9 protein-coding genes are annotated in these 14,035 nt (G+C 72.8%); 8 read left to right on the top strand and 1 reads right to left on the bottom strand.

What is annotated here, in order from left to right; translation table 11 throughout:
- Positions 1-259 precede the first annotated feature (259 nt).
- The 4 genes from ACIRDU_RS24430 (at position 260) to nudC (ending at position 9,860) form a co-directional block, all read left to right on the top strand.
- Positions 260-3,589: an ATP-dependent helicase gene (locus ACIRDU_RS24430; protein ID WP_403582585.1), complete on the top strand. Its 3,330-nt coding sequence runs from the start codon at positions 260-262 to the stop codon at positions 3,587-3,589.
- 102 nt (positions 3,590-3,691) lie between these two features.
- Entirely contained in the window at positions 3,692-7,351 is a 3,660-nt protein-coding gene (locus ACIRDU_RS24425) for an ATP-dependent DNA helicase (RefSeq protein ID WP_403582582.1), read from the top strand.
- A gap of 10 nt (positions 7,352-7,361) precedes the next feature.
- Positions 7,362-8,765: a dipeptidase gene (locus ACIRDU_RS24420; protein WP_403582580.1), complete on the top strand. Its 1,404-nt coding sequence runs from the start codon at positions 7,362-7,364 to the stop codon at positions 8,763-8,765.
- A 150-nt stretch (positions 8,766-8,915) separates the two neighbouring features.
- The gene (gene nudC / locus ACIRDU_RS24415) at positions 8,916-9,860 is read left to right on the top strand and encodes an NAD(+) diphosphatase (RefSeq protein ID WP_403582577.1); all 945 of its coding nucleotides are present in this window, start codon (positions 8,916-8,918) and stop codon (positions 9,858-9,860) included.
- Positions 9,861-10,005: 145 nt separating this feature from the next.
- On the opposite strand, the gene ACIRDU_RS24410 is transcribed toward nudC, so the two are convergent.
- Complete coding sequence (locus tag ACIRDU_RS24410; RefSeq protein WP_003992805.1) at positions 10,006-10,248, bottom strand: mycoredoxin; 243 nt, start codon at positions 10,246-10,248, stop codon at positions 10,006-10,008.
- A 184-nt stretch (positions 10,249-10,432) separates the two neighbouring features.
- Between ACIRDU_RS24410 and ACIRDU_RS24405 the strand changes: the two genes are divergently transcribed.
- The 4 genes from ACIRDU_RS24405 (at position 10,433) to ACIRDU_RS24390 (ending at position 13,981) form a co-directional block, all read left to right on the top strand.
- Positions 10,433-12,628, top strand: coding sequence for an ATP-dependent DNA helicase UvrD2 (locus ACIRDU_RS24405; RefSeq protein ID WP_403582574.1), 2,196 nt, complete (start codon positions 10,433-10,435; stop codon positions 12,626-12,628).
- 164 nt (positions 12,629-12,792) lie between these two features.
- Positions 12,793-13,119, top strand: coding sequence for a hypothetical protein (locus tag ACIRDU_RS24400; RefSeq protein WP_403582572.1), 327 nt, complete (start codon positions 12,793-12,795; stop codon positions 13,117-13,119).
- Positions 13,120-13,292: 173 nt separating this feature from the next.
- Positions 13,293-13,661, top strand: coding sequence for a WhiB family transcriptional regulator (locus ACIRDU_RS24395; RefSeq protein WP_033313877.1), 369 nt, complete (start codon positions 13,293-13,295; stop codon positions 13,659-13,661).
- Positions 13,658-13,981 (top strand): hypothetical protein, encoded by a 324-nt coding sequence (locus ACIRDU_RS24390; RefSeq protein ID WP_403582569.1) that lies wholly within the window; start codon positions 13,658-13,660, stop codon positions 13,979-13,981. Before ACIRDU_RS24395 ends, ACIRDU_RS24390 begins: the two co-directional genes overlap by 4 nt.
- The last annotated feature ends 54 nt before the right edge of the window (positions 13,982-14,035 follow it).

Here is a 14,035-nt window from a genome sequence, read left to right as displayed (position 1 = left end):
CCATCGGACGGCCTCTCGTGTGACCCGTGATCCGTACGGGGGAATCGGGGCACACCGGGGACATGACGTACGTTCGTGAGGTGAGGGGCATGTGTGCCGCGTGTGCCGCGAGTGACCGGCGGGAAGAAGGGGAAGCCCTGCTTCCGCCTCACCTGTCGGCGTAGCGTCGGCTGCGCGTGTCCCCGTCACCCCGCGGTCACCGCCCGCCACGCGCGGTGGGCCGCCAACCAGCACACTTCCACCAGAACCGGCGAACCACGTGAGCTCCTCTTCCTTCACCAGCGGCCTGTCGCACCCCCGGGTGCGGCGGGGGAGCCGTGGCGCTTACCGACTGGTACGTACCCCTCCTGCTCGGGTGGACCCCCCTCTTTTGGACGCCTCGCAGCGCTCCGTGGTTGACCACCCGGGGGGCCCGCTGCTCGTCCTCGCAGGCCCGGGCACCGGCAAGACCACCACGCTCGTCGAGTCCGTGACCGAGCGCGTCGCCCGGGGCGGGGACCCCGAGCGCGTCCTGGTGCTCACGTTCAGCCGCCGGGCAGCCGTCGAACTGCGCGACCGCATGGCCCTGCGCTCCGGGGCGGCCCGCGCCCCCCAGGCGACCACCTTCCACTCGTTCTGCTACGCCCTGGTCCGCGCCCACCAGGCCAGCGACCTGTTCGTGGAACCCCTGCGGCTGCTGTCCGGCCCCGAGCAGGACGTCTCGGTGCGCGAGCTGCTCGCGGGCCAGGTCGATCTGGAACGGCTCGGGCTCGCACACGTGCGCTGGCCGGACGAACTGCGCGCCTGCCTGACCACCCGCGGTTTCGCCGACGAGGTCCGCGCGGTCCTCGCCCGCAGCCGTGAACTGGGCCTCGGCCCCGACACCCTGGACGCCTTCGCCCGCCGCACGGGGCGCCCCGACTGGCGCGCCGCGGCCGCCTTCCTCGCCGAGTACCTCGACGTGCTCGACCTCCAGGGAGTGATCGACTACGCCGAACTCGTCCACCGCGCGGTGCTCCTCGCCCGCCGCCCCGAGGTCGCCGCGTGGCTCGCCGCCCGGTACGACGCCGTCTACGTCGACGAGTACCAGGACACGGATCCCGCCCAGGTGCGGCTGCTGGACGCCCTGGCCGGCGGCGGCCGCACCCTCGTGGCCTTCGGCGACCCCGACCAGTCGATCTACGCGTTCCGCGGCGCCGACGTGAACGGCATCCTGGACTTCCCGCACGCCTTCCCGCGCGCGGACGGCCGCCCGGCCCCCGTCTCGGTGCTGCGCACGTCCCGCCGCTCCGGCGCCGCTCTGCTGGCGGCCACCCGGTTGCTCACCCAGCGCATGCCGCTGACCCGCCTACCCGCCGAGAAGGTGCGCGCCCATCGGGAACTCGCCCCCGTGCGGGACGGCGGCCGCGTCGACGTGTACACGTACCCGACGTCCGGGACGGAGCTGGACAACATCGCCGACATCCTCCGCAGGGCTCACCTGGAGGACGGCGTCCCGTGGAGCGACATGGCCGTCCTGGTGCGCGCCGGCTCCCGCACCGTCCCCGCGGTCCGCCGCGCCCTCACGACGGCGGGCGTCCCGGTGGACGTCGACGGTGACGACGTGCCGCTGCGGCACGAACCGGCGGTGGCACCGCTGCTGACGGCGTTGCGGGCGGTGGCCCTGGCGGAGGCTGCCGGGGCTTCTGAGCGGGACACGGCGTTCGAAGGCGCTCCCGACGCCGAGCCGGCCGCCTGCTGGCTCGACACCGAGACCGCCCTCACCCTCCTCACCTCCCCCCTCGCGAGCATGGACGCCGCCGACCTGCGCCGCCTCGGCCGAGCCCTGCGCGACGAGGAGCGGGCCGCCGGCAACCCGCTGCCGCCCCCCTCCGACGTGCTGCTCGCGCAGGCGCTCGCCGAGCCGGAGCGTCTTGCCGTGCACGACCCCACGTACGCGCGAGGTGCCCAGCGCCTCGGCGCGCTGCTGCGCAAGGCCCGCGAGCGCCTCGCGGGCGGCGGCACGGCCGAGGAGGCGCTCTGGGACCTGTGGGAGGGCACGCCATGGCCGGCGCGGCTGGAGCGGGCCGCCCGCCGGGGCGGCGCCGCCGGGCGCAACGCGGACCGTGACCTGGACGCCGTCTGCGCCCTGTTCGCCACCGCGGCCCGCGCCGAGGAACGCACCGGCGGCCGGGGCACCCTGAACTTCCTGGAGGAGATCGACGCCGAGGACATCGCCGCCGACACCCTCACGCGGCGTGCCGTACGCCCCGACGCCGTCCGTCTGATGACCGCGCACCGCTCCAAGGGCCTGGAGTGGCGCCTCGTGGTCGTCGCGGGCGTCCAGGAGGGCCTGTGGCCGGACCTGCGCCGCCGCGGCTCCCTCCTGGAGGCCGACCGTATCGGCCGCGACGGACTCGCCGAACCCCTCACCCCCGGCGCGCTGCTCGCCGAGGAGCGCCGCCTGTTCTACGTGGCCGCCACACGCGCGCGTGAACGCCTCGTCGTCACCGCGGTCAAGGCCCCCGCGGACGACGGCGACCAGCCCTCCCGCTTCCTCACCGAACTCGGCGTCGAACCCAAGGACGTCACGGGACGCCCCCGCCGACCCCTGTCCGTCGCCGCACTCGTCGCCGAACTGCGCGCCACCACGGTCGACCCACGCGTCTCCGACGCCCTGAGGGAGGCCGCCGCCCACCGACTGGCCCGGCTCGCCGCCCTCGCCGACGAGGACGGCCGCCCCCTGGTGCCGTCCGCGCACCCCTACCGCTGGTGGGGCATGTTCGAGCCGACCGAGTCCAAGGTGCCGCTGCGCGATCGCGACCAGCCCGTCGTGCTCTCCGGCAGCGCCCTCGACCAACTGGCCAACACCTGCGCCCTCCAGTGGTTCCTGGGCCGCGAGGTGAAGGCCGACGCGCCCGCGACGGCCGCCCAGGGCTTCGGCAACGTGGTGCACGTCCTCGCCGACGAGGTCGCCTCCGGGCACACCCCTGCCGACCTCGGCGTCCTCATGGAACGCCTCGACTCCGTGTGGAACGCGTTGGCCTTCGACGCGCCGTGGAAGTCGGCCCAGGAGAAGGACAACGCGCGCGTGGCGCTCGAACGGTTCCTGCAGTGGCACGTCATGAACCGCACCGGGCGCACCCCGGTGGCCAGCGAGCACGACTTCGACGTCACCCTCGAAGCGGGCGACTACCAGGTGCGCATCCGCGGCCAGATGGACCGGGTCGAGGCGGACGGCGACGGCCGCGCCTACGTGGTCGACTTCAAGACCGGCAAGCAGGCGCCCGGTTCCAAGGAGGTGGAGCGCCACCCCCAGCTCGCCGTCTACCAGCTGGCCGTCCGCGAGGGCGCCGTCGACGAGGCCTTCGACGGCGTACGTCCCGAGCCGGGCGGCGCCGAACTCGTCCACCTCCGGCAGGGGGCGGCCAAGCGCGACGGCGGCGAGAGCCTGCCCAAGGTGCAGGCCCAGGAGCCGCTGGAGGGGGAGTGGGTCGGCGATCTGCTGGCCACCGCCGCCGGGAAGGTCCTCGACGAACGGTTCACGCCGACCGCCGGGCAGCACTGCACGCACTGCGCGTTCCGGGCCTCGTGCAGCGCGCGGCAGGAGGGGCGTCACGTCGTCGAGTGAGGTGCCGAGTGAGGTATCGCACCACCTGTGCTGACCTGCGCTTCTCCCGCACCGCAGGCCGATCCGGCCACCACTGTCAGTGGCCGCCGCTAGCCTTTCGATGTGCCCGCCCGTATCACCGATCCCGAACAGCTCAAGGAGCTCCTCGGCATCCCCTTCACCCCGGAGCAGACGGCCTGCATCACCGCGCCGCCCGCCCCGCAGGTGATCGTGGCCGGAGCCGGCTCGGGCAAGACGACGGTGATGGCGGCACGCGTGGTGTGGCTGGTCGGCACCGGCCAGGTCGCCCCCGAGCAGGTGCTCGGCCTCACCTTCACCAACAAGGCCGCCGCCGAACTCGCCGAGCGCGTCCGCAAGGCGCTGGTCAGGGCCGGCGTCACCGACCCGGACGCCATCGACCCGGACAACCCGCCGGGCGAGCCGGTGATCTCCACGTACCACGCCTTCGCGGGCCGCCTGCTGACCGACCACGGCCTGCGCATCGGGCTGGAGCCCACCTCGCGCCTGCTCGCCGACGCCACCCGCTTCCAGCTCGCCGCACGCGTCCTGCGCGAGGCCCCGGGGCCCTACCCGGCCCTGACCCGTTCCTTCCCGGACCTGGTCGGTGACCTCCTCGCCCTCGACGCCGAACTCGCCGAGCACCTCGTACGCCCGGAGGCACTGCGCGCGTACGACGCCGAACTGCTGCTGACCCTGCGCGGCGCCAAGCTCAGCAACGCCGATCTGCGCAAGGTGCCCGACGCGGCGGCCGCCCGGCGTGAACTCGCCGAGCTGGTGAACCGCTACCGGGCCGCCAAGCGGGAGCGGGACCTGCTCGACTTCGGCGACCAGATCGCCCTGTCCGCCCGGCTCGCCGGGATCCCCGAGGTGGGCCGCGCCCTGCGCGACGAGTTCCGGGTGGTCCTGCTCGACGAGTACCAGGACACGTCGGTCGCCCAACGTGTCCTCCTGGCAGGCCTGTTCGGCGAGGGCACCGGCCACCCGGTCACCGCCGTCGGCGACCCCTGCCAGGCGATCTACGGCTGGCGCGGCGCCTCCGTCGCCAACCTCGACGACTTCCCCGAGCACTTCGCCCACGCCGACGGCCGCCCCGCGACCCGCCAGGCCCTCAGCGAGAACCGCCGCAGCGGCGGCCGCCTCCTCGACCTCGCCAACGGCCTCGCGGAGCCCCTGCGGGCTCTGCACGCGGGCGTGGAGGCTCTCCGCCCGGCCCCCGGCGCCGAGCGCGACGGCATGGTTCGCTGCGCCCTGCTGCGCACCCACGCCGAGGAGATCGACTGGGCCGCCGATTCGATCGCCCACCTCGTCCGGACCGGGACGGCACCCGCGGAGATCGCCGTCCTGTGCCGCACGGCGACCGACTTCGCCGAGATCCAGGGCGCCCTGGTGGCCCGGGACGTCCCCGTCGAGGTCGTCGGCCTGTCCGGGCTGCTGCACCTGCCCGAGATCGCCGACCTCGTCGCCGTCTGCGAGGTCCTCCAGGACCCCGGCGCCAACGCCTCCCTCGTACGGCTGCTGACCGGCCCGCGCTGGCGCATCGGTCCGCGCGACCTCGCCCTCCTGGGGCGGCGCGCCCGGCTCCTCGTGGCCCACGCGCGCGTGGCGGACGACGACGACCGGGACCGCCGCCTCGCCGAAGCCGTCGAGGGCGTCGACCCGTCCGAGGTGATCTCCCTCGCGGACGCCCTCGACACGTTCCTGGAGACGCCGCTGGACGGCCGCGGAGACGACGACGGCCTGCCGTTCTCGCCCGACGCGCGGGTGCGCTTCGCCCGGCTGGCCACCGAACTGCGCGAGCTGCGCCGCTCTCTGGCCGACCCGCTGATGGACGTCCTGCACCGCGTCCTCGCCGTCACCGGCCTGGAGGTGGAGCTGTCGGCGTCGCCGCACGCCCTGGCCGCCCGCCGCCGCGAGACCCTTTCCAACTTCCTGGACGTCGCCGCGTCCTTCGCCGCCGGCGACAACGAGGCGTCCCTGCTCGCCTTCCTCGGCTTCCTGCGCACCGCCGCCCAGTACGAGAAGGGCCTCGACAACGCCCTCCCCGGCGGCGAGAACACCGTCAAGGTGCTCACCGCCCACAAGTCCAAGGGGCTGGAGTGGGACGTCGTGGTCGTCCCGGGCCTGGTCACCGGCACCTTCCCCAGCAGCCAGGGCCGCGAGAAGTGGACTTCCCAGGGCAAGGTCCTGCCGCACGAACTGCGGGGCGACGCCGACACTCTGCCCGACGTGGCGTCCTGGGACGCCAGGGGACTGAAGGCCTTCCACGAGGCCATGAAGGACCACCAGCACACCGAGGAGCTCCGCCTCGGCTACGTCACCTTCACCCGCCCCCGCTCCCTCCTCCTCGGCTCCGGTCACTGGTGGGGCCCGACCCAGAAGAAGCACCGCGGGCCGTCCGCGTTTCTCCAGGCACTCCACGAGCACTGCGAGGCCGGGTACGGCGAGATCGAGGCCTGGGCGGACGAACCCGCCGAGGGCGAGGAGAACCCGGCCCTGCACCAGGCGACGGCCGACCAGGTGTGGCCTCTGCCCTTGGACGAGACAGCCCTCGCCCGGCGCCGCGCGGCCGCCGAGACAGTCCTGGCCCACCTGGAGGACCTCGCGTCCCACGAGCACGGGCACCCCGCGGCCGTGCACGACCCGGACGCCCTCGACGACCCGGAGTGGCCGCCGCCCCCGGACGACGAGCCTCCGTACGGCGAAACGGACCCTTTCGACGAGGCCCTCTCCGACGAGGACCCCTTCGACGAGGATTCGTTCGGGGACGACTCCTTCGAAGCTGACCCCTTCGACGAGGATTCGTTCGGGGACGACTCCTTCGAAGCTGACCCCTTCGACGACGTCCACAGGGTCGGCCCGGCGGACCGGGACGCCCGGTCCGCGGACCGCCCCACCGTCCCCCGCCAAGCGGCCCCACCGGAGCCCCCGGCCGCCGGCCCGCACCCAACGCTCGCGAAGCGTCCAGGCGGCCCCGGGGACCGGGAACACCCGCACCTCACCCCGGAGGAAGCCCGCACCATCGCCTCCTGGGACCGTGACCTCGACGCCCTCACCGGCGAACTCCTGCGCGCCCGCGACAGCGTCACCGACGTCCCCCTCCCGGCGTCGCTCTCGGCGACCCAGCTGCTGCGCCTGGCCGCCGACCCGGACGGCTTCGCCCAGGAGCTGGCCCGCCCCATGCCCCGCCCGCCCCAGCCCGCGGCCCGGCGCGGCACGCGCTTCCACGCCTGGGTCGAGGCCCGCTTCGAAGCGCTCACGCTGCCCATGCTGGAGCCGGAGGAACTGCCCGGCAGTGAGGCCGAGATCGCCGATGAACAGGAATTGGAGGCCCTCAAGGACGCTTTCGAGCGCACCGAGTACGCGCACCGCACGCCCCACCGGGTGGAGGTCCCCTTCCAGCTCGCGCTCGCCGGCCGGATCGTCCGGGGCCGCATCGACGCCGTCTACAAGGAGGGTCACGGAGATCACGCGAGGTACGAGATCGTCGACTGGAAGACGAACCGCTCCCGCACCGCCGACCCGCTCCAGCTCGCCGTCTACCGCCTGGCCTGGGCCGAGCAGCAGGGCGTCCCCCCTGAGGCGGTCACGGCCGCGTTCCTGTACGTGCGCAGCGGCGAGGTCGTACGCCCGCAGGAGCTGCCGGACCGGGCCGCCCTGGAGCGGCTGCTGCTGGAGGAGCCGGCCGGCGCGGAAAGGGGTGCACGGTCGAATGCGGGGCCCGGTGAGGAACCGCACTCCGAGGACGTCGGTGCGGGCCGATAGGCTCGTGACCATGAGCCAGACCCCGGACAGCGTCGTCCGTACGTACATCCAGCAGCACCGCGCCGCCTTCCTCGACGACCTCGCCGAATGGCTGCGCATCCCGTCGGTGTCCGCCCAGCCGGACCACGCGCCCGACGTACGACGCAGCGCCGACTGGCTCGCCGCCAAGCTGACGGAGACCGGCTTCCCGACGGCCGAGACATGGCCGACCCCGGGCGCGCCCGCCGTCTTCGCGGAGTGGCCCTGTGACGACCCGCAGGCTCCCACGGTGCTGGTCTACGGCCACCACGACGTGCAGCCCGCCGCCCGGGAGGACGGCTGGGACAGCGAGCCCTTCGAGCCGGTCGTGCGCGGGGACCGCCTCTACGCGCGCGGGGCGGCCGACGACAAGGGCCAGGTGTTCTTCCACACCCTCGGCGTCCGCGCCCACCTCGCCGCCACCGGCCGCACCACCCCGGCCGTGCACCTCAAGCTGCTGATCGAGGGCGAGGAGGAGTCCGGCTCGCCGCACTTCCGAGCCTTGGTCGAGCAGCACGCCGAACGGCTCGCCGCCGACGCCGTGATCGTCTCCGACACCGGCATGTGGTCCGAGGACACCCCCACGGTGTGCACCGGCATGCGCGGCCTCGCCGAGTGCGAGATACGGCTGTACGGCCCCGACCAGGACATCCACTCCGGTTCCTTCGGCGGTGCGGTGCCCAACCCGGCGACGTCCGCCGCCCGCCTGGTCGCCGCCCTGCACGACGAGCACGCGCGGGTGGCGATCCCGGGCTTCTACGACGGCGTCGTCGAACTCACCGAACGCGAGCGCGAACTCCTCGCCGAACTGCCCTTCGACGAGCAGCAGTGGCTGCGCACGGCCAAGTCGTACGCCACCCAGGGGGAGGCCGGATACACCACCCTGGAGCGGATCTGGGCCCGCCCCACCGCGGAGGTCAACGGCATCGGTGGCGGCTACCAGGGCCCCGGCAGCAAGACGATCGTCCCGTCCTCCGCCCTGCTGAAGCTGTCCTTCCGCCTGGTCGCGGGCCAGGACCCCGACCATGTGGAGAAGGCCGTCCGCGCCTGGGCCGAGCAGCAGATGCCGCCCGGGATCCGCTGCGACATCACGTTCAGCGGGGCCACGCGCCCGTGCCTGACGCCGCTGGACCATCCGGCCCTGCGATCGGTCACCCGCGCCATGGGCCGGGCCTTCGAGAAGCCGGTCCGCTTCACGCGCGAGGGCGGCTCGGGCCCGGCGGCGGACCTCCAGGACGTCCTCGGCGCTCCGGTGCTGTTCCTGGGCATCTCCGTCCCCTCGGACGGCTGGCACGCCCCGAACGAGAAAGTCGAACTCGACCTGCTCCTCAAAGGCGTCGAGGCCACCGCGTACCTGTGGGGTGACCTCGCCGAGAACTGGCGCCGTGCACCCTGAGCGTCCCGTGCCGTCCGGACCGGCCACGCGCGCGGGGCACACTGGAAGCCCCGCCCGCCCGAGCCCGCCGGACCCGGTCGCCTCCCGCCCTACGTCCCGCTGAACCGCCTGCCGAACCCGACCGTCCCACCGGGGGAGTTGGAAGCACCCGTGACCACCTGGACCGACCACAACGCCGACCGCCCCATCTCGCTCACCGCCCCGAGCGGCATCGACCGGGCCGCCCACCACCGGCTCGACGAGGCCTGGCTCGCGGCGGCGTGGAGCCACCCCAGCACGCGCTGCTTCGTGGTCTCCGGCGGACAGGTCCTCATCGACGAGACGGCGGACGGGCGCACCGAACTCGTCATGACCCCCTCCTTCGAAGCCCCCCTCACCGAGGCGCACCGCTACTTCCTCGGCATCGACGAGGACGGCGTCCGCTACTTCGCCCTCCAGAAGGACTCCCTGCCCGGGCGCATGGACCAGTCCGCGCGCCCGGCCGGCCTGCGCGAGGCGGGCGCGCTGCTGTCGGCCCGCGACGTGGGCCTGATGGTGCACGCCGTGGGGCTGGAGAACTGGCAGCGCACCCACCGCTTCTGCTCGCGCTGCGGCGAGCGCACCGTCATCGCCGCCGCCGGGCACATCCGCCGCTGCCAGGCCTGCGGTGCGGAGCACTACCCGCGTACGGACCCCGCCGTGATCATGGCCGTGACCGACGAGGACGACCGCGTCCTGCTCGGCCGCCAGGTCCACTGGCCCGAGGGCCGCTTCTCCACGCTCGCCGGTTTCGTCGAGCCCGGCGAGTCCATCGAGGAGTCGGTGCGCCGCGAGGTCAAGGAGGAGGTCGGCATCAGCGTCGGCCAGGTCGAGTACGTCGCCAGCCAGCCCTGGCCCTTCCCGTCCAGCCTCATGCTGGGCTTCATGGCCCGCGCCACCTCGACCGAGATCGAGGTCGACGGCGACGAGATCCACGAGGCCCGCTGGTTCTCCCGCGACGAGCTGCGCGCCGCCTTCGAGTCCGGAGAGATGCTCCCGCCCTACGGCATCTCGATCGCGGCCCGCCTGATCGAACTCTGGTACGGCAAGCCGCTCCCGACGCGGAGCGCCGCCTGACGGGGGCGCCCGCCTGATCGAGCTCGCCCGTGCGCACGGCACTCCATGCCCGTGCGCACGCCACACCATGGGTGTGCGGCCGACCACGAGAAGGCGGCCCCCGAGTTGCCTCAGGAGCCGCCTTCCCCGCACCAGCGTGCCGCGATTACGCGCCGATCTTCTGCTTCACCTGAGCCAGCGACGGGTTCGTGAGCGTCGAGCCGTCCGGGAACAGGACGGTGGGCACTGTCTGGTTTCCGCCATTCGCCTTCTCCACGAACGCGGCGGACTCCGGGTCCTGCTCGATGTTGATCTCGGTGTACGCGATGCCCTCGCGGTCCATCTGGCTCTTCAGCCGGCGGCAGTAGCCGCACCACGTGGTGCTGTACATCGTCACAGTGCCCAGCATGTCTCTCGTGCTCCTTCGGTGGCTCGGGGCGGGTGGTCGCAGTGAGGGGAACGTATGTGAAAGGTCCACCATTCCCGTGCCCCGCGCCCGGCCCGGCGTGACGCCTGCCGCATCGGTACGACTATCAGTGCGTGCCTGTGGACAACCGACGCTGCCGTCTCCCGCGACCTGGCAGCATGGCCGTGTGACAGCAGCAACGCACTCCACCCTGTTCCCGCAGGTACCGGACTCCGCCGACGCGGTGCTCGAAGGGCTCGACCCCGAGCAGCGCGAGGTGGCCACGGCCCTGCACGGTCCGGTGTGCGTCCTGGCGGGCGCGGGCACGGGCAAGACCCGGGCGATCACCCACCGCATCGCCTATGGTGTGCGCGCCGGCATCCTGCACCCCTCCAGCGTTCTCGCCGTCACCTTCACCAACCGCGCCGCCGGGGAGATGCGCGGCCGGCTGCGCCAGCTCGGCGCCGCCGGCGTCCAGGCGCGGACGTTCCACTCGGCCGCCCTGCGCCAGCTCCAGTACTTCTGGCCGAAAGCGATCGGCGGCTCCATGCCCCGGCTCGTCGACCGCAAGATCCAGCTCGTCGCCGACGCGGCGGCCGCCTGCCGCATCCGGCTCGACCGGGGCGAGCTGCGGGACGTCACCGCCGAGATCGAATGGTCCAAGGTCACCCAGACCGTCCCCGCCGACTACGCGCCCGCCGCCGCCAAGGCCGGCCGTGAATCCCCCCGCGACCCCGCCGAGATCGCCCAGCTCTACGCGGCCTACGAGGACGTCAAGCGCGAGCGGTCGGTCATCGACTTCGAGGACGTGCTGCTGCTGACCGTGGCCGTCCTTCAGGACCGGCACGACATCGCCGAGCAGATCCGCGCCCAGTACCAGCACTTCGTGGTCGACGAGTACCAGGACGTCAGCCCCCTCCAGCAGCGCCTGCTCGAACTGTGGCTGGGCGAGCGGGACAGCCTGTGTGTGGTCGGGGACGCCAGCCAGACGATCTACTCGTTCACCGGCGCGACCCCGGACCACCTCCTCGACTTCCGCACCCGCCACCCCGGCGCCACCGTCGTCAAACTGGTCCGCGACTACCGCTCCACCCCCCAGGTCGTCCACCTCGCCAACGGTCTGCTCGCCCAGGCCCGGGGCAGGGCCGCCGACCACCGCCTCGAGCTCGTCTCCCAACGCGCGCCCGGTCCCGAGCCGGTCTACGCCGAGTACACCGACGAGCCCGCCGAGGCGGAGGGCGCGGCCCGCCGGATCCGCGAGCTCGTCGACTCCGGGGTCCCGGCCTCCGAGATCGCCATCCTCTTCCGCACGAACGCGCAGTCCGAGACCTACGAGCAGGCCCTGGCCGACGCCGGAGTGCCCTACCAGCTGCGCGGCGCCGAGCGGTTCTTCGACCGCCCCGAGGTGCGCAAGGCGGGCATCGCACTGCGCGGCGCGGCCCGCTTCGGCGGCAACGACTCCCTCCTCGACGACGTCGTCGACCTCCCCTCCCAGGTACGCGCCGTGCTGTCGGGGGAGGGCTGGACGCCGCAGCCACCGGCCGGCTCCGGCGCCGTGCGAGAGCGCTGGGAGTCCCTGGCCGCCCTCGTGAACCTCGCCCAGGACTTCGCCGCCGCCAGGTCCGGCGCCACGCTCGCCGACCTCGTGGCCGAGCTCGACGAACGGGCGAACGCCCAGCACGCCCCCACCGTGCAGGGCGTCACCCTCGCCTCGCTGCACTCGGCCAAGGGCCTGGAGTGGGACGTCGTCTTCCTGGTCGGGGTCGCCGAGGGAATGATGCCGATCACCTACGCGAAGACAGACGAACAGATCGAGGAGGAGCGCCGCCTCCTCTATGTCGGAGTCACCCGCGCCCGCGAACACCTCCATGTCTCCTGGGCGCTCTCCCGCTCACCCGGCGGCCGCCCCAACCGCCGTCCCAGCCGCTTCCTCGACGGGCTGCGCCCCGGCTCGACGGCCACCACGGGCCGCGCCACCGCCGGGGGAGCGGGCGGAATCGAGCGCGGAATCCCCGGAACCAGGGGGTCCGCCCCGAGACGGACTCAGCGAGTTCCCGCCCGCTGCCGGGTCTGCGGCCGCACGCTGACCGACCCGGGCGAGATGAAGCTGATGCGGTGCGACGACTGCCCCTCCGACATGAACGAGGGCCTGTACGAGCGGTTGCGCGAGTGGCGGGCCGACCAGGCGCGCAACAGCGGCCAGCCCGCGTTCTGCGTGTTCACGGACAGGACCCTGATGGCGATCGCCGAGACCGCCCCCGACGACGAGCGCGAGCTCGCCCGCATCCCGGGCGTGGGGATGCGCAAGCTCACCCGCTACGGGGCCGACGTCCTGGCCATCTGCGCAGGCCAGTCAGGAGCGGAGCACCCAGATCAGGACTGACACGAACTCGTCGAAAAAATAGTTTGCGCATGCCCCAGCAATCCCCATAGGTTCTTAGGCACGAGAGCAGCGGCCTTCTCGGAGGCCCTGATTCCGTGTTGTACTTGCATATCCGTCGGACTGGTTCATCCAGTCCCTCTAGACGCCGAGAGGAGGCGAGTCCAGTGATCAGCATCAACACCAGCTCCGTCAGCATCGTGAAAATGACCGATCGCTCGGCCGTCTCCGTGTGCATGCTCGGCGTTTCGAACCTGGGCACCGGTCTGTCCGGCATTCGTGCCGTGCGTCCGGCGTCCTCCTCCGTTGCTCTCGCGGGCCTTCCCGTCCGTGAGCGCAATGAGCGACCGACCAAGGCACTGGAAGCGGCAGTAGAGGCACAGGCACAGGCCTATGCCTTTACGGCGACCGGTGCCGGATTCCGGAAGCAGACGACGCAGCACCACCAGATGTGGGCCTTCCGTGGGCCAGAACCCTGGAGTGATCCAGCCTGATCGCCGATCAGGCCGGCGCCTTCAGGGCCGCGGAACCCCATCCGGGATCCGCGGCCCTTCTGTTTGTCCCTGAACAGGGATGACGGACCGAAGGAGCCTCGGGACAAGAAAAGAACCCGGTACCACCACCCCCCGGCCAACAGGCTGGAACGACCAGACGAGGAAGACGAACCGTGCAACTCGAAGCGCACGCCCCGTCCGTACCGCCTTCCGACACGATCCCCAAGCCCGGCTCCACGGAGGACCCCGCCTTGACCCCGCTCACCGCGCTCACCGCGCTCGACGACGCCATCGAGAACCTCGGCGTACCGGTCCCGTGCCGTTCCTACGACCCGGAGGTCTTCTTCGCCGAGTCGCCCGCGGACGTCGAGTACGCCAAGTCCCTCTGCCGTACCTGCCCGCTGGTCGAGGCCTGCCTCGCCGGCGCCAAGGAGCGGCGTGAGCCGTGGGGCGTCTGGGGTGGCGAGCTGTTCGTCCAGGGTGTCGTCGTCGCCCGGAAGCGGCCGCGTGGCCGCCCGCGCAAGAACCCGGTCACAGCATGAACACCGCAGGAACAATCGACCGTCCCCTCACGCACGACCCCCAGAAGCAGGCCCCGATGAAGCCGTCCACTTACGAGCCCGCAGGCTCCGCAACCCAAGACTTCACCATCAGCGGCGCGAAGGACTCGCGTCAGAACAGGACCCGAGAGATGCAACTCATCCCAGAAGCCATGGCCCGTGCGCATATGCGCGAGCGACTGCAGGAGGCGGAGCGAGACCGACAGGCCGTGCGCCTGGCGGCCGCCCGCCGGATGCAGCGCAGGGCGGAGCGCGCCTCACTGCGTGCCCGCCGGGCGCTCGCCCTGGCGGTCATGCAGTAACCCGCCGTACCTGAAGCGGGGGCCTCCCGACCCGGGAGGCCGACTTCTCCACGC

Origin of the sequence: Streptomyces sp. NPDC093598, from assembly GCF_044764825.1 — a bacterium.
Classification (GTDB): domain Bacteria; phylum Actinomycetota; class Actinomycetes; order Streptomycetales; family Streptomycetaceae; genus Streptomyces.
This window is presented reverse-complemented; position numbering and strand designations above follow the sequence as displayed.